The following is a 23627-nucleotide window of genomic DNA, read 5'->3' on the forward strand; positions in this document are numbered from 1 at the left end:
ACGGCCGGTGGGGCCGGGCGAGCGCCCGCCCGGTCCCACCGGCCGGTGATGTCAGCAGCAGTGGCTGCAGCCGGAGCCGCCGCCGTCGCTGGTGCACCCGGGGGTGCAGTAAGAGATGCTCGTGACGGCCGGGCCGGCGATGGACTTCTCCACGCCGATCTCCAGGTCGAGGTCGAACAGGCCGTCGTCCTGCGTCTGGGCGGGTCCGTTGATTCCCATGGTGTCCTCCGTTGAAATCACATGGACGGGTGGATGTGCATGGATCGCGATCCGGGCTTCACGCAACCACGGTCATTCGAGGCTCTTCAACCGTTCTGAGCGGTCTTGGCAGTCTTGGCAGTTGCGCGGCAGTGGGCGGGAGCGCGGCAGTCGCGGGAAGATCCGGTCGGCCAGGCAGGAGGATCCGGGACGGCAGTCGCATCCGGCCCGGCCGCCGGAGGGGTGGGACCCGTCGCCGTGCGGGATCCCGGCCGTATGCCCGAGCCCCGCTTCGGACATCAGATCAATCCGGTGAATCCGTGAACCGATCCCGGATTCTTGGATACGTACACGGTGTGTGTTCGGACGAAGTTCTGCTGACCGCGGTCGCCCGCGGCGATCAGGCCGCCCTGCGGTCCCTTTACGACAGGCACGCGGCCACCATGCTCCGCCTCATCCGCAGACTCACCTCGGATCAGGGGGTCGCGGAAGAGCTCCTTCAGGAGTCCTGGCTGGCCGTGTGGCGCTCGGCGGGTGGTTTCCGTGGTGAGTCCTCGGTACGGGGCTGGCTGCTGGGTGTGGCACGACGGCAGGCCCACAACCAGCTCCGGAAATCGCGGCCGCAGCTGACCGATCTCGCCGAGGCTCACGAGGTGCCGGACCCCGCGCCGAGCGTCGAGGACCAGATTGTGCAGGATGCCGACCGCACGGCGCTGTTGACAGCCGTGCGGGCGCTTCCTGAACATCTGCGCGAAGTCCTCGCGCTGGTGCTGGTCGAGGACCTGGCCTACCCGGAAGTGGCCACCGTGCTCGCCATCCCGGTGGGCACTGTCAAGAGCCGGATGTCCCATGCGCGACGGCGACTGGGCAAGATGCTCGCCGCCACGCGGCTGGAAGGAACGGGACGACGATGACACCTCACCTCGCGGACGACGCCCTGGCGCGTCTCTCCCGGCCCGGCGCGGTCCCCGCGCAGCACCAGCAACATCTCGACGACTGCCTCGACTGCCGTACGCGGATGGCAGTGTGGCAGGACATCGGTGAGGCGGCGCGGGCGGATGCGGTGGAACACACCGTTGCGGTCCCGTCGTTCGACGCACTCATGGGGCCCGCGCTGGCCGACGCCGGCCGGCATCAGGCGGAGCCCGCCACGGAAACCGTGCCGGCGGCGCGGCCCCGCCGCTTCGCGCCCCTCGGCCTTGCCCAGCCCTGGCGGCTGGCCGGACTGCTCGCGCTGCGGCAGGCCGCGCTGCTGCCACGTATCTGGGCGCCGCTGAGCGCCCTCGGCATCGTCGGCGCCGCACTGGTGGCCTCGACCCTCACCCAGGAACGTCTCGCCCTGCGGGTGTTCGGCGGCGTCGTGGTCCTGCTGATGCTGTTCGGCGCACTCCTGGTGGCCTCGCCCCGCCGGGATCCCCGGCGCGAGCTGCTGTTCACCCTGCCGGTGCCGCCCGCGGCCGTGTTCCTGGCCCGGCTGGTGGTGGTGCTCTGCGTCGATGTGGCGCTGGCCCTGGCGTGTTCGGCGCTGCTGGACGGCCCCGCCTGGCGGACGGTGGTCGCGAGCTGGCTCGGGGAATCGTTGCTGGCCGCGTCCCTGGCACTGGCCCTGTCCGTACGGTTCGCCCCCGCCGTGGGCGCGGCCGCCGGCGGCACACTCTGGCTCCTCGGCCTGCTCAGCGGCCCCCAGGGCATGTTCACCACACCGCTCCAGAACCTGACGGGCAACCTGCTGTCGACCACCCCCTGGACGCTGCTCCTGGCCCTCGCACTCCTGGCTTGGGCCGCCACGGCGATGCGGGCGGCCGGGGGGCCGGAGCCCTCGGACTAGCCGCGCCCGCGCGCTGCTCGCTCGCCCCCGCCCCCACCCCCCCCCGTCACCCTGCCCTCCCCCCTTCGGGGGGAGGGCAGGGTGGGGGCGGGGGAGGGTGTGTGGGTGGGGTGGGGGGCGCAAAGCGGCCGAATGCGGGCGCAGGCAGGCCATCGCTCGGTGCGCAGGCGTGCCGCGGCTCCGGGCTGTACGTGGACCGCCGACGTTGGCGTACAGCCGCCCGGGCGTACGTGAATCGCGGAGGCAGGCGTACAGCCGCCCGGACGTACGTGAACCGCGGACCCAGCCGCACCGCCACCCCGGACGTACGTGAGCCGCCATCCCTGCTACCGCATACCGCCACCCCACCCCTGCCACCGTCGCTCCGAACGCACGCGAACCGCCGCCCCGGGCACGTGTGAACCGCAGAGAGCCGGGACGCTACGTACTGTCCGTACCGCCTGCTTTCCGCGGGATCACATGGGAGGAATGGCGCAATGACTGCTGCGACTTGGTGGCCCCACGAGGTCCGCCGCTGCGGACGGCAGGCCTATGCCCTGCCGCTGCTGGCGGCCCTCCTGGCATACGGGGCGATGGCCGCGCGCACCGGCGAGGGCATGCTGCTCGGCCGCGCGCTGGTGACCTGCGCACCACCCACCGCCGCGGCCCTGGCCTGCGCGGCCGTGGTCGCCCGGGAGCCGATGACCGAGCTCCATCTGTCGCTGCCCACCGCCTACTCCCGCACCGTCGCCCGCCGTCTGACCTGGCCCGCCGCCGTCACGGCCGCGGCGAGCCTCGTCATGACCGGGGCGCTGACGGCCACCGGCTATCACCTCGACCTCGCCGTCACCCTCGTCGAGCTGGCCGGGCTGACCGTCCTGCTCGGCGGCTGCGCGGTCTGGGCGACCGTACGGTCCGGCTCGGCCGCGCCCGCCACCGGGCTGGTCGTCGCCGTGGTCCTGGCCAAACTCCTGCTGATCGACCGGGTGGTGCCGGAGGGCGCGGCGCAGGCGGTGCCCGCGCTGCTGGCCGGCGGCTGGCTGACCTTGCTGGCGCTGCGCGCCCTCCGGCCCGGCGGACACCAGGGAGCCCGGCTCGGCCGCGCCTCCGGGCCCGGCCTCGGCCCCGGGGAGGCCTGATGACCGCCCTGCTCGTGACCCTGCGCTACGAAGCGCTGATGGCCGCCCGCCGCAAGGCCGTCTGGGCCGCCGTCCTCCCGCTGGCGCTGCTGAGCCTGCTCCTCGCCGCCACCTCACCCGTCGTCACCGAACACAGCGACCCGGCGGCCAGATGCGGCGCGGCCGCGGTGCTGGTCAACACCCTGTGCACCCTGGGCGTGGGCCTCGCGCTCACCGACCGGCTGCGCCGCTCCCTCGAGGCGCGCGGTATGCCCGAGCTGCTGACCGCCACCCCCGCCGGACTGCTGGCACGCACGACCGGGACCCTGATCGGGCCGCTGCTGACCGCGCTGGCGCCGGTCGTCGTCCTCTTCCTCCTCTACGGAGCGGTGATCTCGGTGACCGCCGGCTCCGCCGCCCCGTTGGCCTCGACGGTCGTCGCCCTGGTGGTGGCCGTACTGCCCGCCGCGCTCCTCGTGACCGCGCTCGCCGGGCTGCTCGGCGTGCTGATGCCGGTCGCCGCCGCGCGCGCCGTCACGGTCGTCGTGTGGCTGTGGGCCCTGCACTTCCCGCCGAGGTTCTCCCCGCTGCCCACCGCCACCGGCACGGTTCTCTCCCCGCTCGGCGGCTATCCGCTGGCCGCCTGGGCGCACGCCCCTGAGGTCTGGGCCAACCGGCAGGGCTCCGGTCCGCTGCGCCCCGAAGTCACCGACGCCACCGCGCTGCTGAACCTCGTCCTCGTCCTGGCCATGGCCGTGGCCTGCTACGCCCTCGGCCATCTCGTCGCCCGACTACGCCGACACGGAGCATCATGAACATCACCACTGAGCGACTGACGAAGGTCCACCCCGGCGGCCGCCGCGCGCTGGACGCCGTCGATCTGCACATCGACCGTGGCACCGTAGGACTGTTGGGCGCCAACGGCGCGGGCAAGACCACGCTGCTGCGCATCCTCACCGGCGTACTGCGGCCCACCTCCGGGCGGGTGACCGTGGCGGGCCACGACCTGTCCACCAGCCATGGCCTCACCGCCGTCAAACGCACCCTCGGCTACCTCCCGCAGGAGCTCTCCCTCTACCCCGACCTGACGACCCGCGAGTTCCTCGACTACATCGGCGTCCTCAAGGGCATCCGCGACAAGCGCACCCGCCGCGCCCAGGTCGAAGCCAAGATTGCCGAGGTCGGCCTGGAGGACCGCGCCGACGAGCGGCTGGCCGGCTTCTCCGGCGGGATGAAGCGCCGGGTCGGCATCGCCCAGGCACTGATGGGCGACCCTTCCGTACTGATCGTCGACGAGCCGACCACCGGACTCGACCCCCACGAACGGATGCGCTTCCGCGCCCTGCTGGCCGGTCTCGGCGGTGGCCGTACCGTCCTGCTGTCCACGCACATCCTCGACGACGTCGCCCAGACCTGCCCCGAGGTGGCGGTCCTCACCGCCGGCCGGCTGGTCTTCCATGACACCACCGCCGCGCTGGTCAGCCAGGCCGCGGGATGCACCTACGCCCTCAAGGCGGCCGGACCGCCGCCTGGCGCGGAGGTGGTGAGCGCGGTGACCACCGCCGAGGGGCCCGAGTACCGCATCGTCACCACCCATCCGCCCGAGGGGGCGCGCCCGGTCGAGCCGTCGCTCGAGGACGGCTACGCCGCGCTCCTGTGCGCCGAGGGAAAGCCGCGCACACCAGAACTCTCCAATTCTTCACATTCCGACAGCGAGCCAGAGCGTTCCGGTGCTTCCGGCGGCGCCGGTAATTCCAGCGGTCCCCAGTAATTCCCGCAGTTCCCGCAGTTCCGACAGTGAGGTGGCCATCACATGAGCGCAGACACCCGTCCCGCCCGGCAGACCCGTCCCGTCCGGCCGGGCCGACCCGCCCGGCAGACCCGATCCGTCGTCGTATCCGCCCTGGCCGGACTGGCTCTCCTGGGCCTTACGGCCTGCGGGGGCGGCGGCCGCAGCGCACCGCACACCACGGACCCCGTACCGCTGCCCAGCCCGACCGCCGCCAGGCAGAAGATGAGCGATAAGAACCTCGGCTACACCTGGCCGCTCAAGGTCAACCACGGAACTGCCGAATGCCGTAAAGACAATCAGGCGGTCTTCACCGCCCCCGACGGCACCACCTACGCTCTCAACGACCGTGCCCGTAATGCCGGATACCGTGACATCGACCCGCTGCGCGCCTCCGGTGACAACGGCGACAAGGTGAGCCTCGGCTCCCTGCTCAGCAAGACCCTCAAGCTCTGCCGCGTCGCTCACTGACCCGAGCCGGCCGGCCCGCGCACCACCAAAGGAACACCGCACGAACGCACCAAACGGGGGGCACCACCATGCAGCATCAGCACGCCTCGTCCGCCACCGGGCTGCATCTCCTGGCCCAGTCCGGCCTCCGAGCCCAATTCGAGTCGCCACACTCCCCGCTCAGCGGTCTCCGCCCCGGCCTGGACCGCGTCGATTTCGTCGAGGACGCGGATCTGACCGCCCCCGGCACCGCCCTCGATCTGCCGCTCCTGATGCCCGTCACCAGCGAATTCCAGGCCGAGGGGCTGCGCGTCGTACGGGTCCGGCATCCCCTCGCGCTGCTCGTCGCCGTCACCAACGATGTCTCGGGCCATCAGACGTACTACGCCATCCGCTCCGGGGCGAACTTTGTGCTCAACCTCGCCATCCCCGGGGAACGCCAGATGGACATGCTGTACGCGCAGTGCCGGGCGCACCGCGTGGCAAGCTCCGTCGACGGCTCCGCCGCCTGGCTCCGTTCCGTGCCCGGCGACCATGGCGGCCATCGTTGTGCGGAGGACAGTGGCCACCCCGGCTGGGAACCCCCGCTCGCGCCGCGCCGGGAGGCGCACGCCTTAGGGCTTCCGGACCCCGCCTCGGCCGGGGCGGTGATCAGGCCCCGGTCGGCGCTCGACCCACCCCGCGAGCCGGCTCGGGGCGCCATCCCCGATGCGGCTTCCGTCCCGGAACGGCGCCGGGCACCCCAGCCGCCGCCCGACCCACCGGCACCGCTCGTACCGGGATCCGCGGTGCCGGACTGCGACCGCGAACTCCTGCATTCGCTCTGCACCTCGGCGACCGTGTCGGAAATCGCACGGCGCCATTACTGTTCCGAGCGGTCCATGTACCGCCGCATCCGCCGTCTCTATGACGACCTCGGCGTCGGCGGCCGGTCCGAGCTGCTCTCGCTGGCCGCCGGGTGGGGCCTGGTGCATCCGGTGCCCGCCCGTGCCAGCTGAAGCGCCGTTCGACGGTGCTGCGGGAGGGCGGCGGCGTCCGGGCGGCCCCGGTGGCGTGTGCCACCGGGGCCGTTGACGGTCCCCGCCGAGGGCTCCGGCATCAGCGGATTCCCGCATCCGCGGTCTCCAGCAGCCGGAAGAAGCCGGCCTCCACATCTCCGTCGAGGGCCAGCCCCGAGAGCGGCCCCTCGAAGCGGGTACGCCCGGCCACGAGCACCTGCACCCGGTCGCAGACCTGGGCCACCTCCGCCAGCTGATGACTGGCGATCAGTACGGCCACCCCTTCCCCGGCCAAGCGGCGGATGATCCCGCGCATCTCGCGGATACCCACCGGATCCAGACCGTTGGTGGGCTCGTCCAGCACGATCAGCCGCGGTTTGGCCAGCAGCGCCACGGCGATCCCCAGCCGCCAGCGCATCCCCAGGGAGTACGCCCCGACCTTCCGGCTCCGCGCATCGGTCATCTTGACCAGCTGCAGCGCCGGTTCGATCCACTCCTGCGGCACCCCACGGAGCTTGGCGTGTACCCGCAGCGTCTCATCGCCCGTCAATGTCGGCCACAGGCCCGGAACTTCGATCAGCGCGCCGACATCCGCCAGCGACTGGCGTCCCACCGGCCGGTCGAAGATCTCGATGCTTCCCGAGGTCGGCCGCTGCAGTCCCAGCAGCGCCTTCATCAGGGTCGTCTTGCCGGCGCCGTTCGGCCCGAGCAGGCCATAGACCTCCCCTACCTGGACCGTCAGATCCACCCCGTCCAGGGCGCGGTGCGCGCCGTAATGCTTGTGCAGCTGCCGGATCTTGAGGGCCGCCGGCATCCGGCCGGTCGGCATTTCGGAGTATCCCGGGGTCATCGCGGTCATGGTCAGATCTCCTTACGGCTCATGTGCAGGCTGCCGACGATCAGCAGGACCGCCGTCAATGCGGCGGCGAGGCCTACGGCCAGAGGGATGGCCGAGGGGTCCGTGACCGGACTGTCCTTCGGCAGCGGTACGCCGTTGGGCCCGATCCCCGCCAGCGGCAGCACCACCCGCATCGGCCAGGCGAACGGCACCGCGTACCAGAAGACCTTGTCGGAGATCAGCGCTCCGGAGAGCAGCCCCGTCACGCCCACTCCGATACTGGGGCCCATGCCCCACATCACCGCGACCAGCACGGCCAGCGCGGTCATGGACAGTCCCACCAGCCACGGCAGATAGACCGCGGCGGCGACCGTGCCCATGGCGTCGGGGAATTTGCCGCTGAGCACCGCACCGAGCGACAGCATCACCAGCAGCACCGTGGACGAGACGAAGCCCAGCACGCCCAGCGCGGCCACCTTCCCGACGAAATAGCGGCCGCGCGGCACGCCGTACGACAGCAGCAGCCGCCAGGCGTCCTGGTCGGCGCGGACCGACAGCGCGGCGGCCAGGCCCGCCGTCATCGGCACCAGCACGCCCCAGAACTCCAGCGTCACATTGCGGAACACCTCGAACGTCTGGCCCGCCTTGGCCTCGGAGGAGCCGAGCGCCCCCAGGAACAGCGGGACGGTGATGATCACCGGCGCGAGGAGGTGGTACCAGGGCACAAAACCCCGGCGGTTCCTGGCGAGCTCGGTGCCCAGCACCGTGGCCAGCGAGGGATTGTCGCGCTTGCCCGCAAGGGGCGGGGCGAGGGTGTCGTGTGTCATGCGTTCTCCCGCAGATGGCATCCGGTTACGCCCTGTACGTAGCGGCAGCCGGCGACTCGGTTCACCGCGATGTGCCGGCGATCTCGCAGACGCGCGTCCGGATGCCTGGGCCCCGGTACGGGATGTGGCCCGCCCCGGCAAGGCGGGGCGGGCCACTTGGGTGAAAACGGATAGGGCGTGGGCCGGGCTCAGATCTCCTCACCGGAGAGCAGCGGCTCGAACCTCTCGTAGGACGCATAGTCCCGGAAGTGCCGGGTGTAGAGATCGGCGTCCCGGGTCAGGTCGGTGTCCTCGGCCTCCTTGACGTCGACGATCGCCCGCAGCCGCCAGGTGACGGTCTCGCCCTGGTCGTTGCGGTAGCTCGTCCCGGCCACCTGGGCCCATTGTTCGACCCGCTCCCGCGCGGCCTTCTCGTCCGGCGCGTGCACCAGCAGGAAGTTCTCCTGGAAGAGCGGTGGCCGGTCCGCCGCCTCGGAGCGTGCCTCCATCAGCACAATCGCCACATGGGGAATGGTCATGCCGGTCATGGCGGACTCCTTGGTCGGTTGGTGTCGGCCGACGCGTGCGCGGCGTGCCGTTGTCCACGATGCCCGCGACCCGCTGTTTTCTCACTTGTCGAAGCGGCGGTCGTTCAGCAGCTTCCATGCCTTGACGTCGTCCTGGTCCCCCCTCAGCTTGCCCGCGTAGATCTCGCCGAGCGAACGGGAGAGCCTGTCCGTGGGGAATTCCCGGCGGATGGATCCCTTCTTGCAGCGCGAGATGAACTTCGCGGCGATCTCGTCGTGGTTGTCGGCGGCGCGGCAGCTCAGCGCGGCCGACACCGTCGTGGTCAGGGGGGCGGCAGCGGTCGGCGCCGCGGCGGAGGCGGCGGGGGCCAGCAGGCCGCCCAGGGCGAGGGTCAGGACTCCGGCGAGGAACGCACGGCGCAGCGTCTTCATGGTCTTCCTCCCATGGCGTGGTTGAGGCCGGTGCACCGGACCGGACGAGTCACGGGGGAGACCCGTCGGCCCGGTGCTGGCAATGAACCTTGCACCTCATGCGGCCAGGTAGACGCGATGGCAGCGACATTGGCAGACAGGTGTCAGCTACGCCGTCATGTCAGGGAGTTCTTGCCTTGGAGCGCCGTCCAGCATCTAGCGTCTGCCACCTAGCGTCCGCACACGAACCGGCAGCACGAATCGCCCTATCGAACTGCCACACCAGCTGCCACACGAACTGCCACGACACATGCCACAGCGGAGCTGCCCTGTGGGTCGCGGCGGCACCCGTCGGGCGGTCCCGGGCACGACCTGACAGACACGTTCCGACAGGCACGAAGGGGAGATCGGAGCGCTACACACTGTTCGGCAGGATCGGTCTGCGAGTGAGCGAGTTGAGCCTGGGGGCCATGACCTTCGGCTGGGGAGGGGCGGTGGACCGGGACACCGCCTTGGACACCGGCGCCCGCATCCTCGACGCGTACACGGACGCCGGCGGAAACTTCATCGACACCGCCAACATCTACACCGGCGACCGATCGGAGACGACCCTCGCGTCGGCGCCACGAAGGAGGCCCGGCCCAGCTCGCCGACAATCTCGCCTGCGTGGAGGTACGGCTCGACGCCGATGTCCTGGCACGGCTCGACGTGGTGAGCCGGACCGTGCGCTGCCGGGGCGCCCGCGTCGATCGGAGCGCGCGCACGTGGCGGACGGCTCGCGCCGCGCCCATGACGATGAGCGCGGCGCAGGCACCGGCCCGCCGGCCGGCCCGTCAGGTCAGCCGCTGCATACGCCGGGCCACCCGCGCATGGTCCCTCAACTTCTCTTCCAAAGCCGGGAGTTGGGGCTCGCCCCCGTCCACCAGCACGCGTCCGCCGACCACCGTGGTCCAGGCGCGGGACGGCCCGCAGCGCAGCCAGGCCTCGACCGGGTCGGTGAAGGAGCCCGCGAGCGCCACCTCATGGGTGTTCCACACGACCAGGTCGCCGCAGGCGCCGGGCCGCAGATGGCCGAGTTCGTCGTCGCGGCCCAGGCAGCGGGCGGAGCCCCGGGTGGCCATGTCGAGGGCGTCGCGGGCGGCCATCGCCCCGGGGCCGCCGCGGTACCGGGCGAGCAGCAGGGCGCCGCGGGTCTCCATCCACAGCGAGGCATGGTCGGTCGAGGCGGACCCGTCGCAGCCGATCCCCACCGGCATGCCGAGCTCGCGCATCTCGCGGATGGCGGCGGTGCCGCCGCCGATCAGCATGTTGGAGCTGGGGCAGTGCGCCACGCCGACCCCGGCCGCGGCGAGCCGGGCGCGCTCCGCGTCGTCCGGGTAGATGCAGTGCGCCACCCACGTCCGGTCCGTCATCCAGCCGACGGAATCGAAGTACTCGACGGGCCGGCAGCCGTACGTCTTCCGGCAGAAGGCGTCCTCGTCGCGGTCCTCGGCGAGGTGGGTGTGCAGCCGTACGTCGAGGCGCTCGGCCAGCTCCGCGGTCTGCACCATCAGCTCCTTGGTCACCGAGAACGGCGAGCAGGGCGCCAGTGCGACGCGGATCAGGGCGCCGGGTGAGGGGTCGTGGTAGGTGGTCACGACCCTTTCACTGTCGGCGAGTACCTCGTCCTCGGTCTGCGTGACGGAGCGCGGCGGCAGCCCGCCGTCCTCGACGGAGCGGGTCATCGAGCCGCGGGTGGCGTGGAAGCGGAAGCCGATCTCCTGGGCGGTACGGATCTCGGCGTCGACCAGGCGCGGCCGGGGATGGACATAGAGGTGGTCCATCGAGGTCGTACAGCCGCCCATCAGCAGTTCGGCGATGCCGACGTAGGTGGAGAGGTGGACGGCTTCCGCGTCGAGGGCGGACCACAGGGGGTAGAGCGTGGTGAGCCAGTCGAAGAGAGTGCCGTTGACCGCGGGGGCGAAGGAACGGGTGAGGTTCTGGTAGATGTGGTGATGGGTGTTGATCAGGCCGGGGGTGACCAGTCGGCCGTGGGCGGAGATCGTACGAGCCGCGCTCTCCGGCTCGGTGCCGGGCCCGCCGACCGCGGCGACGCGGCCGTCGCGGAGGGCGATCCAGCCGCCGGCGATCTCGGTGGCGTCGTCGACGACGAGCAGTTGGGAATCCTTGACGAGCAGGTCGTAGTCATGGCTGGGCTTGCGCATGCGTGGTTCTCCCGTGATCGGTGTGCCGGCAGTGGCACAAGGACTGCACCGTGTGCGCAGTTGCCCTGTACCGGTGTCGTGCGCCGAGCCGACCCCGGATCGTCACCACCCGCTCACGCGGGCGGACGGGCGTTGTTCCCCTGGTCGTTGGTGGTCTGCCCGCTGGGGACCGCCGTTATTCACCCCGTGATTCCGCCCCGTGATTCCGTCTCGTCGTGCCCGCTCGTACCGCTCGACCCGTTGACCCCTCGGCCCCTCGTGGAGCTGCGCCGCCGTATGCCGAGGACGCCGGCCGGTCGTGGCGGCTGACCAGGATGATCAACGGTCACCGGAGCGATCGGTACCAGGATCGGTACCGGGGGGCGTCGTATGGCAGGCCCGGGCTCGAAGGAGCCGAACGCCCCTTCCTCGACAGCGACTTCGGCGGCGCGATCGCCGAGGCCTGCGCCCTCGTCCCCGTCTTCCGGCAGGCCCCGCAGGGCCGCCGGCTCAACGGCGTCTTCGCCCTCACCCCCGACGAACTCCCCCTCGTCGGCCCCGCCCCCGGCGCCCCCGGCCTCTGGCTCGCGGCGGCCGGCTGGCTCGCCCACGCCGGGGGCGTCGGCCGCCTCCTGGCCCACCTCCTCCTGGAGACGGGGCGCCCCCTGGTGGACCCGGACCGGCTGGCCCCGGACCGCTTCGTGCACTGGAGTGACCGGAAGGTGCGCGAGACGGCGCTGGGCACTATCGCGGAATTCATGACGCGCATTGACGCCTGGTGGCGCGTATGGGCGGCTCATCGGAGGCGAGCGGCCCGCCGCGGCTATCGACCCAGCGATTGCGGAATGCGCGCGGCCGGCAGGTCCTCGAGGAATTTCTGCAGCGCCGCGTTGAACACGTCGGGACGTTCCAGATTCGGCATATGGGCCGTCTGCGGGATGACCGCGAGCGTGGCGTCGGGCACCCGGTCGGCTATGAGCTCGGCATCGCTGACGGGCGTGAACTCGTCCTCCTCGCCCACGACGACCAGGGTGGGCACCGTGATGCGGGGCAGCAGGTCCGTGTAGTCACGCCGCTCGGCGCGGCCGCGCAGCGCCGCGGCCGCGCCCTCCGGAGAGGTGCCCTGCATCATGTCCAGGACGTGCCGGGCAACGGCCGGCTGCGTCTCGATGGTGCGCGGCGAGATCATCTTGGGCAGCACCTCCCGGGCGTAGCCGGCCATGCCGTCGCGCAGCAGGCGATCGGCCGTGTCGCGGCGGACGGCTCGGCCCTCGTCCGAATCCGCGGCCGCGAAGGTGTCGGCGAGCAGCATTCCGCGGATCCGGTCCGGGAATTGCCGGTGGAATTCCATCGCGATCTGCCCGCCCATGGACAGGCCGCCGAGGACGAAACGGTCGACCTCGAGATCGTCGAGGAGAGCGGCGATGTCCTGCGCGAAGGTTTCCAGTGTGGTTTTTCCCCGTGCGGTGCCTTCCGGTGCCGGGGTGGTCACGGCCGGGCCCTCGCCGTAACCGCGCAGATCCGGGGCGATCACCCGCCGGCCGGCCCGCCGGAAATGCTCGATCTGCGGGCGCCACATCGAGCGATCGAAGGGATGCCCATGGATAAGGACGAGCGGCTCGCCGTCGCCCGCGTCTTCGTATCCGCCAGTGGTGGTCATGGTGTCTGCCCCCGCCATTTCGGCTGCTTTCGCCAACGGTCGTCGGTGTGGGTCGAAATTCGGCACCGTCCGCCCACGTCCTTCAACGTCCGTCGGCTTTCCTCGACTTGACGCCTCGATGCTATAGACGGCAATCTCTCGGTGCAATATAAATAATGCACTCGGTGCAATGTCGAATGTGCGGAGTGTGTGGACTGTGCGGCGGGTGCCGAGTGCACGGAGTGTGCCGAGTGCGTGCCGCGGGGATGTGGGGGACCGCTGGTGGACGACTATCGCGTGATCGCCGATGAGCTGGCGGCCGAGATCGCAGCGGGGCGGCTCCGCCCGGGGGACCGGCTGCCGCCGCTGCGCCGGTACGCCCGCCAGCGGGGCATCGCGAGTTCGACCGCGGCACGCGTTTACCGGGAGCTGACCCGGCGCGGCCTGACGGTGGGTGAGGTCGGGCGGGGGACGTTCGTACGGACCTCCGCACCGGCGGCCGAGCCCGCGCTGGCCGAGCCGGGCGGGGCGCGGATCGATCTGGAACTGAACTTCCCGGTGCTGCCCGACCAGCCGGCCCGACTCGCCGCGAGCCTCCAACACCTGCTGCGCGCCGATGTGTTGGGGGACGCCCTGCGGCCGGTCGGCGTGGCGGGCACCGCGCCCGCCCGCGAGGCCGCCGCCGCCCACCTCGCCCGCGGCGACTGGGCCCCGGACCCCGGGCGGCTGCTCTTCGCGGGCAGCGGCAGGCAGGCCATCGCCGCGGCCATCGCCGCCCTCGTCCCGGCCGGTGAACGCCTCGGCGTCGAGCCGCTGACCTACCCCGTGGTGAAGGGCATCGCCGCCCGCCTCGGCGTCACCCTCGTACCGTTGGCGATGGACGAAGACGGCCTCCTCCCCGAGGCGATCGACGCCGCCCCGCCGCTGCGCGCCGTCTACCTCCAGCCCGCCCTGCACAACCCACTGGGCATCACCATGCCGGGCGCCCGCCGCGAGCAGCTCGCCGAAACCCTGCGCCGGCACGGCCTCTTCGCGATCGAGGACGCCATCTACGGCTTCCTCCGCAGGGACCTGTGCCCCCTCGCCGCCCTCGCCCCCGAACGCACCGTTCTCGTCGACAGCCTGTCCAAACGCCTGGCCCCCGGGCTGACCTTGGGTTTCGTCATGCCGCCCGAAGGCCGTACGCAGGACTTCGCCGCGGCGCTGCGCTCGGGGGCCTGGGCGGCCACCCGCTTCGCGCTCGACGCGGCGACGCGCTGGATGGCCGACGGGACCGCCGCCGCCATCGAGGAGGACAAGCGCCGCGACGCCGCCAACCGTCAGCGGCTCGCCGCCGAACGCCTCGCCCCGCACACCGTCCGGGCCGATCCGCACGCCTACCACCTGTGGTGGCAGCTGCCGGACCCCTGGCGGGCCGACACCTTCGTCGCCGCGGCGGCTCGCCACGGCATTGCCGTCACGCCCTCGGGAGCGTTCGCCGTCGGTCCGGGGCATGCCCCCAACGCCGTACGCCTGGCCCTGGCTTCGCCGCCCCTCGACGCGCTGGCCGATGCCCTCGGCGTACTGGCCGGACTGGCCCATGGCGCACCGGAGGACGTGGGGGCGGAGTAGGCGCGGCGCCGGACCGGCCGTAGAAGATGCAGCGTCGGCCATCGGCGCCGCCGCGGACGGCCGTCCGGCGGGGTCAGTCGGCCTCCGGCCGGTCGCCGAGGACGTACAGTCCGGGCAGGTTGACCACGATGGCTTCCTGAGTGCTGCGGGCGATCACCACCACGGCCTCCTCGTCGGGGCTCGGGTTCTCCTCGCGGTGGGGGACGTACGGCGGGACGAACACGTAGTCGCCGGGAGCGGTACGGAGCCGGACCTCCTCGGGGGTGCCGCCGGAGTCGTCGAGGAAGACGAACTCCGGGTGGCCCTTGAGGACATGGATCGCGGTTTCGGAGGCGCCGTGGTGGTGGTCGGCGGAGGCGGTCCCCGGGGCGACATGGGTCTGCCCCATCCAGATGCGCTCCGAGCCGGCCGTCCGCCCGCTGATCGCGGCGAAGCGCCGCATGCCCCCGGACTGGGCAGTGTCGCCGTCGAGGGCATCGGCGCGGATGTGGTGCAGCCGGGCGCGCAGCGGCGTGGAGCCGGCGCCGTCGTCCGGGAGGTCGGGGTGGAAGGCGTCGTGCGACGTCATGGGAATCCTGGTCTTCGGGGGCGGTCGGGTCGATCAAGGAGGCCACGGTACGGAGCGGGTGCGCCCTTCACCTGGACGCCGCTCCGTACCGTGGCCCGAATCCTCCCCCGATCACCTGACGGCAATGCCGACCGGCCGGGTGCCGTCGGCTACTTCACCGAACCGGCCATGATCCCCTGCACGAACTGCCGTTGGAACGCGAAGAACACGATCAGCGGCACGATCAGCGAGAGGAAGGCGCCCGGCGCCAGCACCCCGATGTTGCTGCCGAACTGCCGCATCTGCGACTGCAGGGCCACGGTCAGCGGCTGCGAGTCGTTGTCGGCGAAGAGCAGGGCGACGAGCATGTCGTTCCACACCCACAGGAACTGGAAGATGGCCAGGCTGGCGATGGCGGGCCGGCCCAGCGGCAGGACGAGCTGGGAGAAGATCCGCCACTCCCCGCCACCGTCCATCCGGGCCGCCTCCAGCATCTCCTTGGGAATCTCCGCGAAGAAATTGCGGAGCAGGAAGATGGCGAAGGGCAGGCCGTACGCGGTGTGGAAGAGGACCACGCCGGGGATGGAGCCGAACAGTCCGAGCGCGCCGAACATCTTGGCCACCGGCAGCAGCCCGATCTGTACCGGCACCACCAGCATCGCGACGACCAGCAGGAAGATCCAGTCCCGGCCGGGGAAGTCCAGCCAGGCGAAGGCGTATCCGGCAAGCGCGGCGATCACCACGACGGCGAGGGTGGTGGGCACGGAGATCAGGACGGTGTTCCAGAAGGCCTGGACGATGCCCGAGTCCTTCAGCAGCGCCGAGTAGTTGTCGAACGACAGCTGGCCCGGGGTGGTGAACGCCTGCCACCAGCCGCCGCTCGCATTGGCCTCCTCCGTCCGCAGGGAGGACAGGAACAGCCCGGCGGCCGGGGTGAGCCAGACCAGTCCGATGACGATCAGCACGGCCTGGATCAGACTGCTGCTCAGCCGCTTCGCCGGCCGTACCGTCTTGCGCCCGCGCGGGGCGGTGGCTTGCTGGACGGTGGTCATGACTGGCTCCTGCGGAAACGTCGGATGTTGAGGGCCATGGCCGGGACCACCAGAAGCAACAGCAGCACACCGAGGGCGCTGCCCAGACCCTGGTTGTTGCCGCCGCCGAAGGAGACCAGCCACATCTGCAGGGCCAGCACATTGGCGTCCTGCTGTACGGGGCCGGGGGCGATGATGTAGACGAGGTCGAAGACCTTCATCACATTGATCACCATGGTCACGAACACCACACCCAGGGCGGGCGCGAGCAGCGGCACGGTGATCCTGCGGAACACCTGCCACTCGTTCGCACCGTCCATCCGTGCGGCCTCCAGGACGTCCCGCGGCATCGCGGAGAGGCCCGCGCCGATCAGGACGAGGGAGAAGCCGGTCCAGATCCACATGTACGCGCCGATGATGGCGGGCGTGATCAGCGCCGGGCCGAGCCAGGACACGCCCTCGTAGGGCGGGGCGAAGTCCTGGGCGGGGAGCCGGACGGCGTACGAGCCGGACTTCAGGCCGGTCAGCCGGTACGCGCCGTCCGCACCGGTCGTGCCGTGGGCCACCACCTTGCCGTGCGGATCGACGGCCTCGACGGCGAGCCGGGGCAGCCCGCGTTCGGTGCCGTCCACGATGCCGGGCCTGCCGCCGCCACCGGGCGTGAAGTCGAGGAAGACCACACCGCGCAGTTCGCCGTCGGCGGCCGGCGCGCGGCCCGCCTTCGCGGCGGGTGCGGCCTCCTTGGGCATGTCCTTGGGCGCCACGCCCACCAGTCCGAGGTTGACGGTGTTCCCCGGCCCCGTACGGCGGGCCGTGGTGTACGCGCCGTCGTCCCCCTTCACCAGCAGCTTGTCGCCGATGCGGGTCTTGGCGGTGGGGAAGGAGGCGGCGTCCCCCTGGAAGCTGTCGTGGATGCCGACGGTGACGGCGTTGAGGACGCCGCGCTGGGGGTCCTGCTCGTAGGCGAGCCGGAAGATGATGCCGGCGGCGAGGAAGGAGATCGCCATCGGCATGAACATCAGCAGCTTGAACGCCGTCTTCCAGCGGATCTTCTCCGTCAGTACGGCCAGGACCAGACCGAGTCCGGTCAGCAGCGCGGGGGCGAAGACGACCCAGATGGCGCTGTTCCGGATGGCGCGGAGGGTGGCCGGGTCCTGGAACATCTCGGTGTAGTTGTCGGCACCGACGAAGGTGGTGCCCGAGGCGTCGTACAGGCTGCGGACGACGGAGAACACGATGGGGTACGCGACCAGCGCGCCCAGCAGCAACAGTGCGGGCAGCAGGAAGACGGCCGCGATCCGCCGGCGGCGTCGGACGGCGCGCCGCCCGGGGGCGCCGGCCCGGCCGGACCGGATGTCCGGCGGGCCGGGCCGGGTGCCGCCCGTCTTGGCGGGCGGCACCTCGGAAGTGGTGACTGGCATGACCGGGCCCCTTAGCTGTGCTGGTACGCCTTGGCCGCGGCGGCCTCGAGCCGGCCGGCCGTGGCCTTGGGGTCCGAGGGGTCGCGCAGGAAGTCCTGGAGCAGCTTCCATTCGCCCGCGCCTTGCGTGCCGCCGAAGGCCGCGGGGGCCTGGTCGGACATGTCGAACCGCACGGAGTTGCCCGCGGCCGTCAGCGACTGGGCCGCCTGCCGGGTGACTTGGTCGTGGTAGTCGCCGGCCGGGACGTTCTTGTTGGGGGAGATGTAGCCGCCGGCCTTGGCCCAGATGCCCGCCGCCTCCGGGGTCGCCAGGAACTTCACCAGCTCCATCGCGGCCTTCTTGTTCTTCCCGGCCTTCAGCACCACGGCGGCGTCACCACCGCTGACCACCGGGGCCTTGCCGCCGTCGACGGAGGGGAACGGGAAGAACTTGGCGTCCTTGCCCACCTCCTTCTTGAGCTCGTCCTTCACCAGCGCGCCGACGAAGTCGCCCTCGTAGACCATGGCCGCCTGCGGCTGCGGACCGAAGACCTGCTGGACCGACTCGGGGAAGTCGGTCCGCAGCGCGCCCGAACCGCCCCCGGCCACCAGGTTCTTGTCGCCGAAGAGCTTGCCGAGGGTGGTCAGCGCCTTGACCACGCTGGGGTCGGTCCAGGGGATCTTGTGGGCGGCGAGCTTGTCGTACTTCTCGGCACCGGCCTGCGAGAGGTAGATGTTCTCGAACCAGTCGGTGAGCGGCCAGCCCGCCTCGCCCGCGACGGCGAAGGCCGGCACGCCCGAATCGGAGAGCGTACGGCCGGACTTCAGCAGGTCCTGGTACGTCGCGGCGGGCTTGACCCCGGCCTGTGCGAACGCGTCCGGGCTGTACCAGACCGTCGACTTGTGGGAGGCCTTGAAGTACAGGCCGTAGTAGGTCTTGTCGACCGTGCCGTAGTCCTGCCACACCTGCGCGTAGTTCTTCTCGGCCTGGGCGTCGACCTCCTTGGAGAGGGGCGCCAGCCAGCCCTTCTTGGCGAACTGCTGGAGCACGCCGACCTGGGGGACCATCACCACGTCGGGGGCGTTGCCGCCCTCGATCTGGCTGCCGACGACGGTCGAGACATTGTCGCCGGTGGAGGCGAACGTGACCTTGGCGCCGGTCTTCTCGGAGAACGCGTCCAGCACCCGCTTGAAGTTCTTCTGCTCCACGCCGGTCCAGACACCGGCCACGGTCAGCGACTGGCCGCTGAGTTCCTGCTTCCCGCCCCCGGGGGAGACGTTGCCGCCGCAGGCGGTCGCGGTGAGCGCCAGGCCGAGTACGGCGGCGCCGGATATGGCGGTGCGGGCGATGCGCAGTGGACGCGCGGGGGTGTGTCTCATGGTGGGCTTCCCATCGGTCGGAGCGGTCGGAGCGGTCGGTGCTCGCTGGGCGGTCGGAGGGGGCGGATCCGGCGGCGCCGGCGGAACCGGCGCCGGCGGAACTAGCTGGGGTCGGGGGTGTGCATCCACCAGGCCGCGGTGGCGCCGGGGAGCGTTCCCGCCGGGCAGTCGCCGCTGGCCAGGAGCGGGGTACCGGGTACGGGGGCGGGTACCGGCCGGGTGCCGAAGTTGACCGCGCACACCAGGCCGTCCCCGCGGACGAAGGCCAGTACCTGAGGCGGCGTCTCCAGCCACCGCAGCGTGCCCTCGCCGAGCTGGGGGAGCGTACGGCGCAGGTGCAGCCCCTCGCGGTACAGGTGCCAGAAGGACCCGGTGTCGGCCACCGCCCGGTCGGCGGTGTGGTCGGCGAACCACTCGGGCTGCGGCAGCCAGGTGCCGGCGCCGTCGGTGCGCGTGCCGTCCGCCGTCGTGCTGAAGCCGAACGGTGCGGCACCGCCCGACCACGGGAGCGGCACCCGGCACCCGTCCCGGACGTGCTGACGGCTGCCCGTACGGTGGAAGATCGGGTCGGTGAGGACCTCGTCCGGCAGATCGTCGACCTCGGGCAGGCCCAACTCCTCGCCCTGGTAGACATACGCGGCCCCGGGCAGCGCCAGCATCAGCAGCGCGGCCGCGCGGGCCCGTGCCGCACCCACGCCGCTCGCCTCGCCGCCGGGCCCGGTCGCGTACCGGGTGACGGTCCTGACCTGGTCGTGGTTGTTGAGCACCCAGGTGACGGTGGAGCCGGTGCTCGCGATATCGGTCAGCGCCTCGGAGATGACCTTGCGGAAGACCTCGACGTCCCAGGGCGCGGTCAGCAGATGGAAGAAGAACGCCTGGTGCAGTTCGTCGGGCCGGACGTAGGCGGCCTGTTCGCTCGGCGTCCGTACCGAGACCTCGCCGACCAGCAGCCGGTCGTGGCCGTCCCGGGCCGTGTACTCCTCGCACAGCGCGCGCCAGCTGCGCCACACGTCGTGGACCTCGGGCTGGTTCCAGGCCAGCGGGTTGACCGAGTCGCGGGTCCGCTCGTCGGCCGACGGGTCGGGGGAGTCGGGGAGTTCGGGGTGCTTGAACAGGCCCGCGGCCACGTCGATACGGAATCCGTCGACGCCGCGGTCCAGCCAGAAGCGCAGCACCTTCTCGAAGTCCGCGCTCACCTCGGGGTTGCGCCAGTTCAGATCGGGCTGCTCGGGGGTGAACATGTGGAGGTACCACTGACCCGGCCTGCCACCCGGCTCCGTGACCTGGGACCAGGCGGGTCCGCCGAACATCGCCCGCCAGTTGTTGGGCGGCAGTTCGCCGTCGGGCCCGCGCCCGTCCGCGAAGTGGAAGAGCGAGCGGGACGGGCCACCGGGCCGGTCCTCCAGGGCGGCGCGGAACCACGGATGCTCGCTGGAGCAGTGGTTGGGCACGATGTCGAGGAGCACCTTGAGGCCCAGCCGGTGGGCGTCGTCCACCAGGAGGTCGAATTCGGCGAGATCGCCGTAGGCGGGGTCCACCTCGCGGTAGTCGGCGACGTCGTAGCCGTGGTCGTGCTGCGGCGAGGGGAAGAACGGGCTGAGCCACAGGCCGTCCACGCCGAGCTTCTTGAGGTACGGCAGCCCGGCCCGTACGCCCGCCAGATCACCGACGCCGTCGCCGGTGGTGTCGCGGAAGCTGCGCACATACACCTGGTAGATGACCGCATCGCGCCACCAGCGCTGTGCCGTGTCGGGTGCCGTGCCCGGTGTGGTGTCCGTTGCGGTGGCCGGTGCCGGAGCGGGGGAGGTTGCGAGTCCGACCGAGGGGCCGTTCCCTGCCGAGGCTGTGAGCATCTGCCGTGATCCCGTTCTTACCTGAGCATGCCGAAGCGGCCTGCAGTTCGCCGGTCAGTTGGTTGGTATGCATGCATGTTAAGTAGCTGTGTCATTTGAGTGTCAATGAAGCGGCCGAAAATGACAGAGAGATGCCCGAGTTTGTCGAGGTATGAGAAAGGGGTGGCCTCTCGCGGCCTACTTAACGTGTAACTAGAAGCTAGAAGTTGATCAACTGCGACCGATGGATCAACCGCGACCGACGATGGCCCCGAGCTCCCGGCTCAGCCGCGCCACCGTCGCATCGGCGCTCCGCCCGTGCACGAGCGCGTCATGCATCACGGCCTGCACCGCCAGGCTCACCTGGTCGTACCGGGGGCTCTTGAGGCGCGGCCGGGCCGCCAGCACGCTCCGCTTCAGCGTCGGCAGATACGGGAAACGGCGCACCAGCTCCGGCTCGCCGTACAGATCGGCCCACACCGGCGGCAGCGCCCCCTCGGTGAGCACCCGGCGCTGCACCGGCTCGGACGTCAGATAGGAGATCAGATCGGCGGCCGACTTCTGGTGCCGCGAGTGGCTGCTGACCGCCAGGTTGGAACCGCCGAGCACGCTGGAGCCCGGACCGTCGGGGCCCGGCAGCGGCACCGTGCCGACCTTGCCCGCCACCTTCGACGCCCCCGGATGGGCCAGCGCGTACGCATACGGCCAGTTCCGCAGGAACAGCAGCTTGCCGTCCTGGAAGGCCTGCCGGGACTCCTCCTCCTTGAACGCCAGCGCCCGCCGCGGGATCCACCCCTCGCGCACCCCGTCAAGGAGGAAGGACAGCCCCCGGCGCGCCGCCGCGGAGTCCACCGTGACCCGCGCGCCCTCGCCCGCCAGTACGGTGCCGCCCGCCGACTGCACCGCCTCGGTGACATTGGCGGTCAGCCCCTCGTACGGCAGGAACTGCCCCGCGTAGCCGTCCAGTCCGTACTTGGGCGCGACCGTCTTCGCCAGCCGCTTCAGCTCCGCCCAGGTGCGCGGCGGCCGGGCGCCTTCCCGGTCGAGCACGTCCTTGCGGTAGTAGAGCAGCCCGGCATTCGTCACATAGGGGACGGCGTACAGCCGCCCGCCGAAGGTGGCGGTGTCCACCACGGGCGGCAGGAAATGGCGCAGCGGGAACCGTCGTCCGTCCACCGGCGTGATCCAGCCCGCGGCCGCGAACTCCGACGTCCATGCCACATCGATGTTCAGCACGTCGAAGCGGTCGCTGCCGGAGCGCAGCTCGCTGACCATCTGCGCCCGTACCTCGTCGGCGGCGTCCGGCAGCTCGACCAGGGTCACCCGCTCCCGGGGGTGCCGGTCGTTCCAGCCGTCGAGGACCCCGCGCAGATAGCCGGTGAGGTCGCCGCCGGTCACCAGCGTGAGCGGGCCGCGCCCGTCCGCGCCGCCGTGCGGCTCGCCGGCCTGCGCACCCGTCATCCCCGCGAACAGCAGCGAGCACACGAGCAGAGCCCGGCCCGCGGCACGCTTCCACCGCATGGGCTCCTCCTCGTACCGACACCGACGGGTCATCGGCCCGACGGCAGGCCCCCTGTATACCTGTTAGCCATGCAGGGATACTAGGGCCTGGGCCTCATCCACCGGACGGGCTCGAGAACCCGCGGCAAAAGCCGTGGGAACGCAGGAAGAGCTGCGGGAACGGACGGCTCTGCAGGAATATACGACGGCGAACCGGCCCCCGGCCGGACGAGTTCAGCCGGCCGGCAGGTACGGACCGGCAACCACGGGCGGAGAGGGAGAGGGAAGGCGTTGCGGCTGCCACTCCTGGCGCTGCTGGTCGGCGGACCCGCACACGGCTATGAACTCAAGCAGGCCCTTGAGAACCTCCTGGGCGCGGCATACCCTCAGCCGAACGTCGGCCAGATCTACGTCACCCTGGGCAGGCTCGAGAAAGCGGGCCTGATCGAGGGCGAGGACGTCGAGCAGTCGGATCGCCCGAACAAGCGCATCTACCGGATCACCGCGGCGGGACGCGAGGCGGTGGACGCGTGGTTCGAGGAATCCACCGCCGAACCACGGGTGCGGGACGAGTTCTTCATGAAGCTCGCCCTGGCCCCGTACACCGGCGCCGCCGACCAGATCGCCCTGATCAACAAGCAGCGCCGACACTATCTCAACACCATGCGCGACCTGTCGAAACTCGCCGCTGCCGAGGACCGCGACAACCAGGTCGCGCAGCTGCTGATCGAGGGCGCGATGCTGCATCTGCAGGCGGATCTCGACTGGCTGGAGCGCTGCCAGGAGGAGTGGGAATGAGGCGGGACGAGCCGTCCGGTGCGATATCCGGCCCGATACTGCGGGCGGCCGGCCTGGTCAAGACCCACCGGCCGGAGGGCGCCGCGCCGGTCCATGCCGTGCGGGGCGTCGACCTGTCCGTCGAACGCGGCGAATTCGTCGCCGTCACCGGCCCCTCCGGAGCCGGCAAATCCACCCTCCTCCACCTCCTCGGCGGCCTCGACCGGCCCGACAGCGGCGCCCTCTGGCTCGACGGCCGCCGGGTCGACTCCCTCAGCGAGGCACGCTGGGCGGTGCTGCGCCGCAACCACATCGGCATCGTCTTCCAGTTCTTCAACCTCGTCTCCAACCTCACCGTCGCCGACAACGTCGAACTCCCCGCACTGCTGGCCGGCCGCTCCCCGAAGAAGGCCCGCGCCGACCGCGTCGAACTGCTCGAGGAGCTGGGCCTGACGGGCAAGGACAACTGCACGCCCGGCGAGCTGTCCGGCGGCGAACAGCAGCGCGTCGCGCTGGCCCGCGCCCTGGTCAACGCACCCAGCCTGCTGCTCGCCGACGAACCCGCGGGCAGCCTGGACAGCAAGGGCACCAGAGAGGTGCTGCGGCTGCTGACCCGCTTCCACCGGAGAGGCCAGACCATCCTCCTGGTCACCCATGACGCCCGGATGGCGAGCGCCGCGGACCGGGTGATCAGCTTCTTCGACGGCCAGGTGGCCGACGATGCGCACCTGGGCGGCGGCCGCCCCGGGGCCGATGTGACCGACGTCCTCAGGCTGAAGGGCTGAC

At 71.4% G+C, this 23627-nt stretch carries 23 protein-coding genes and 1 pseudogene; 11 read left to right on the forward strand and 13 right to left on the reverse strand.

All coding sequences use genetic code 11. From position 1 onward, the window contains the following. Positions 1 to 51 precede the first annotated feature (51 nt). Positions 52 to 219, reverse strand: a complete 168-nt coding sequence (locus tag AC5677_RS31525) for a gallidermin family lantibiotic (RefSeq protein ID WP_497191271.1) — start codon at positions 217 to 219, stop codon at positions 52 to 54. Between the two features lie 335 nt (positions 220 to 554). Here AC5677_RS31525 and AC5677_RS31530 point away from each other — a divergent pair, with 335 nt between their 5' ends. From AC5677_RS31530 to AC5677_RS31560, 7 genes are all read left to right on the forward strand, one after another. Further along, positions 555 to 1112: an RNA polymerase sigma factor gene (locus AC5677_RS31530; RefSeq protein ID WP_497191272.1), complete on the forward strand. Its 558-nt coding sequence runs from the start codon at positions 555 to 557 to the stop codon at positions 1110 to 1112. Continuing rightward, positions 1109 to 2026, forward strand: coding sequence for a hypothetical protein (locus AC5677_RS31535; RefSeq protein WP_497191273.1), 918 nt, complete (start codon positions 1109 to 1111; stop codon positions 2024 to 2026). The genes AC5677_RS31530 and AC5677_RS31535 overlap by 4 nt, the downstream gene beginning before the upstream one ends. 476 nt (positions 2027 to 2502) lie before the next feature. Then, a complete protein-coding gene (locus AC5677_RS31540; protein ID WP_497191274.1) occupies positions 2503 to 3144 on the forward strand; it encodes a hypothetical protein in 642 nt (213 codons plus the stop codon). Further along, entirely contained in the window at positions 3144 to 3938 is a 795-nt protein-coding gene (locus tag AC5677_RS31545) for a hypothetical protein (protein ID WP_497191275.1), read from the forward strand. The genes AC5677_RS31540 and AC5677_RS31545 overlap by 1 nt, the downstream gene beginning before the upstream one ends. After that, entirely contained in the window at positions 3935 to 4894 is a 960-nt protein-coding gene (locus tag AC5677_RS31550) for an ABC transporter ATP-binding protein (RefSeq protein WP_497191276.1), read from the forward strand. The genes AC5677_RS31545 and AC5677_RS31550 overlap by 4 nt, the downstream gene beginning before the upstream one ends. A gap of 42 nt (positions 4895 to 4936) precedes the next feature. Continuing rightward, entirely contained in the window at positions 4937 to 5383 is a 447-nt protein-coding gene (locus AC5677_RS31555) for a DUF2511 domain-containing protein (RefSeq protein ID WP_497191277.1), read from the forward strand. 68 nt (positions 5384 to 5451) lie between these two features. Beyond that, positions 5452 to 6360: a helix-turn-helix transcriptional regulator gene (locus tag AC5677_RS31560; protein WP_497191278.1), complete on the forward strand. Its 909-nt coding sequence runs from the start codon at positions 5452 to 5454 to the stop codon at positions 6358 to 6360. A 100-nt stretch (positions 6361 to 6460) separates the two neighbouring features. Here the strand turns inward: AC5677_RS31560 and AC5677_RS31565 are convergent, their stop codons facing one another. From AC5677_RS31565 to AC5677_RS31580, 4 genes are all read right to left on the reverse strand, one after another. Beyond that, positions 6461 to 7219 (reverse strand): ABC transporter ATP-binding protein, encoded by a 759-nt coding sequence (locus AC5677_RS31565; protein WP_497191279.1) that lies wholly within the window; start codon positions 7217 to 7219, stop codon positions 6461 to 6463. Positions 7220 to 7221: 2 nt separating this feature from the next. Beyond that, positions 7222 to 8025 (reverse strand): lantibiotic immunity ABC transporter MutE/EpiE family permease subunit, encoded by an 804-nt coding sequence (locus tag AC5677_RS31570; RefSeq protein ID WP_497191280.1) that lies wholly within the window; start codon positions 8023 to 8025, stop codon positions 7222 to 7224. Between the two features lie 188 nt (positions 8026 to 8213). Beyond that, positions 8214 to 8552 carry a DUF4288 domain-containing protein gene (locus AC5677_RS31575; RefSeq protein WP_497191281.1) on the reverse strand — a complete coding sequence of 113 codons (339 nt, stop codon included), beginning with the start codon at positions 8550 to 8552 and terminating at the stop codon, positions 8214 to 8216. Between the two features lie 81 nt (positions 8553 to 8633). Next, a complete protein-coding gene (locus tag AC5677_RS31580; protein ID WP_497191282.1) occupies positions 8634 to 8963 on the reverse strand; it encodes a hypothetical protein in 330 nt (109 codons plus the stop codon). A 401-nt stretch (positions 8964 to 9364) separates the two neighbouring features. On the opposite strand from AC5677_RS31580, the pseudogene AC5677_RS31585 reads away from it, so the two are divergent. Further along, positions 9365 to 9562, forward strand: a pseudogene (locus tag AC5677_RS31585) (aldo/keto reductase); the annotation flags it as partial. Positions 9563 to 9775: 213 nt separating this feature from the next. Here AC5677_RS31585 and AC5677_RS31590 read toward each other — a convergent pair. Then, a complete protein-coding gene (locus AC5677_RS31590; RefSeq protein WP_497191283.1) occupies positions 9776 to 11146 on the reverse strand; it encodes an 8-oxoguanine deaminase in 1371 nt (456 codons plus the stop codon). 802 nt (positions 11147 to 11948) lie between these two features. Then, entirely contained in the window at positions 11949 to 12803 is an 855-nt protein-coding gene (locus AC5677_RS31595; protein WP_497196833.1) for an alpha/beta fold hydrolase, read from the reverse strand. A gap of 243 nt (positions 12804 to 13046) precedes the next feature. Here AC5677_RS31595 and AC5677_RS31600 point away from each other — a divergent pair, with 243 nt between their 5' ends. Then, the gene (locus tag AC5677_RS31600) at positions 13047 to 14375 is read left to right on the forward strand and encodes an aminotransferase-like domain-containing protein (RefSeq protein ID WP_497191284.1); all 1329 of its coding nucleotides are present in this window, start codon (positions 13047 to 13049) and stop codon (positions 14373 to 14375) included. A 73-nt stretch (positions 14376 to 14448) separates the two neighbouring features. Here the strand turns inward: AC5677_RS31600 and AC5677_RS31605 are convergent, their stop codons facing one another. From AC5677_RS31605 to AC5677_RS31630, 6 genes are all read right to left on the reverse strand, one after another. Further along, the gene (locus AC5677_RS31605) at positions 14449 to 14943 is read right to left on the reverse strand and encodes a cupin domain-containing protein (protein WP_497191285.1); all 495 of its coding nucleotides are present in this window, start codon (positions 14941 to 14943) and stop codon (positions 14449 to 14451) included. A 149-nt stretch (positions 14944 to 15092) separates the two neighbouring features. Then, positions 15093 to 15974, reverse strand: coding sequence for a carbohydrate ABC transporter permease (locus AC5677_RS31610; RefSeq protein ID WP_497191286.1), 882 nt, complete (start codon positions 15972 to 15974; stop codon positions 15093 to 15095). Then, the gene (locus AC5677_RS31615; protein WP_497191287.1) at positions 15971 to 17374 is read right to left on the reverse strand and encodes an ABC transporter permease; all 1404 of its coding nucleotides are present in this window, start codon (positions 17372 to 17374) and stop codon (positions 15971 to 15973) included. The genes AC5677_RS31610 and AC5677_RS31615 overlap by 4 nt, the downstream gene beginning before the upstream one ends. A gap of 11 nt (positions 17375 to 17385) precedes the next feature. Further along, a complete protein-coding gene (locus AC5677_RS31620) occupies positions 17386 to 18732 on the reverse strand; it encodes an ABC transporter substrate-binding protein (protein ID WP_497191288.1) in 1347 nt (448 codons plus the stop codon). Between the two features lie 101 nt (positions 18733 to 18833). Beyond that, a complete protein-coding gene (locus tag AC5677_RS31625; RefSeq protein WP_497191289.1) occupies positions 18834 to 20585 on the reverse strand; it encodes a glycoside hydrolase family 13 protein in 1752 nt (583 codons plus the stop codon). 228 nt (positions 20586 to 20813) lie between these two features. Continuing rightward, the gene (locus AC5677_RS31630; RefSeq protein WP_497191290.1) at positions 20814 to 22085 is read right to left on the reverse strand and encodes an ABC transporter substrate-binding protein; all 1272 of its coding nucleotides are present in this window, start codon (positions 22083 to 22085) and stop codon (positions 20814 to 20816) included. 270 nt (positions 22086 to 22355) lie between these two features. Here AC5677_RS31630 and AC5677_RS31635 point away from each other — a divergent pair, with 270 nt between their 5' ends. Both AC5677_RS31635 and AC5677_RS31640 read left to right on the forward strand, forming a co-directional pair. Then, positions 22356 to 22862, forward strand: coding sequence for a PadR family transcriptional regulator (locus AC5677_RS31635; protein ID WP_497191291.1), 507 nt, complete (start codon positions 22356 to 22358; stop codon positions 22860 to 22862). Next, positions 22859 to 23626, forward strand: coding sequence for an ABC transporter ATP-binding protein (locus tag AC5677_RS31640; RefSeq protein ID WP_497191292.1), 768 nt, complete (start codon positions 22859 to 22861; stop codon positions 23624 to 23626). Before AC5677_RS31635 ends, AC5677_RS31640 begins: the two co-directional genes overlap by 4 nt. Position 23627: the final 1 nt, after the last annotated feature.

The organism is Streptomyces sp. JLSY215 (assembly GCF_059682825.1).

Bases quoted from the DNA above. Each gene is read 5' to 3' on its own strand.
- AC5677_RS31525 (WP_497191271.1), bottom strand. From the start codon at position 219: ATGGGAATCAACGGACCCGCCCAGACGCAGGACGACGGCCTGTTCGAC.
- AC5677_RS31535 (WP_497191273.1), top strand. From the start codon at position 1,109: ATGACACCTCACCTCGCGGACGACGCCCTGGCGCGTCTCTCCCGGCCC.
- AC5677_RS31540 (WP_497191274.1), top strand. From the start codon at position 2,503: ATGACTGCTGCGACTTGGTGGCCCCACGAGGTCCGCCGCTGCGGACGG.
- AC5677_RS31545 (WP_497191275.1), top strand. From the start codon at position 3,144: ATGACCGCCCTGCTCGTGACCCTGCGCTACGAAGCGCTGATGGCCGCC.
- AC5677_RS31550 (WP_497191276.1), top strand. From the start codon at position 3,935: ATGAACATCACCACTGAGCGACTGACGAAGGTCCACCCCGGCGGCCGC.
- AC5677_RS31555 (WP_497191277.1), top strand. From the start codon at position 4,937: ATGAGCGCAGACACCCGTCCCGCCCGGCAGACCCGTCCCGTCCGGCCG.
- AC5677_RS31560 (WP_497191278.1), top strand. From the start codon at position 5,452: ATGCAGCATCAGCACGCCTCGTCCGCCACCGGGCTGCATCTCCTGGCC.
- AC5677_RS31565 (WP_497191279.1), bottom strand. From the start codon at position 7,219: ATGACCGCGATGACCCCGGGATACTCCGAAATGCCGACCGGCCGGATG.
- AC5677_RS31570 (WP_497191280.1), bottom strand. From the start codon at position 8,025: ATGACACACGACACCCTCGCCCCGCCCCTTGCGGGCAAGCGCGACAAT.
- AC5677_RS31575 (WP_497191281.1), bottom strand. From the start codon at position 8,552: ATGACCGGCATGACCATTCCCCATGTGGCGATTGTGCTGATGGAGGCA.
- AC5677_RS31580 (WP_497191282.1), bottom strand. From the start codon at position 8,963: ATGAAGACGCTGCGCCGTGCGTTCCTCGCCGGAGTCCTGACCCTCGCC.
- AC5677_RS31590 (WP_497191283.1), bottom strand. From the start codon at position 11,146: ATGCGCAAGCCCAGCCATGACTACGACCTGCTCGTCAAGGATTCCCAA.
- AC5677_RS31595 (WP_497196833.1), bottom strand. From the start codon at position 12,803: ATGGCGGGGGCAGACACCATGACCACCACTGGCGGATACGAAGACGCG.
- AC5677_RS31605 (WP_497191285.1), bottom strand. From the start codon at position 14,943: ATGACGTCGCACGACGCCTTCCACCCCGACCTCCCGGACGACGGCGCC.
- AC5677_RS31610 (WP_497191286.1), bottom strand. From the start codon at position 15,974: ATGACCACCGTCCAGCAAGCCACCGCCCCGCGCGGGCGCAAGACGGTA.
- AC5677_RS31615 (WP_497191287.1), bottom strand. From the start codon at position 17,374: ATGCCAGTCACCACTTCCGAGGTGCCGCCCGCCAAGACGGGCGGCACC.
- AC5677_RS31620 (WP_497191288.1), bottom strand. From the start codon at position 18,732: ATGAGACACACCCCCGCGCGTCCACTGCGCATCGCCCGCACCGCCATA.
- AC5677_RS31625 (WP_497191289.1), bottom strand. From the start codon at position 20,585: ATGCTCACAGCCTCGGCAGGGAACGGCCCCTCGGTCGGACTCGCAACC.
- AC5677_RS31630 (WP_497191290.1), bottom strand. From the start codon at position 22,085: ATGCGGTGGAAGCGTGCCGCGGGCCGGGCTCTGCTCGTGTGCTCGCTG.
- AC5677_RS31640 (WP_497191292.1), top strand. From the start codon at position 22,859: ATGAGGCGGGACGAGCCGTCCGGTGCGATATCCGGCCCGATACTGCGG.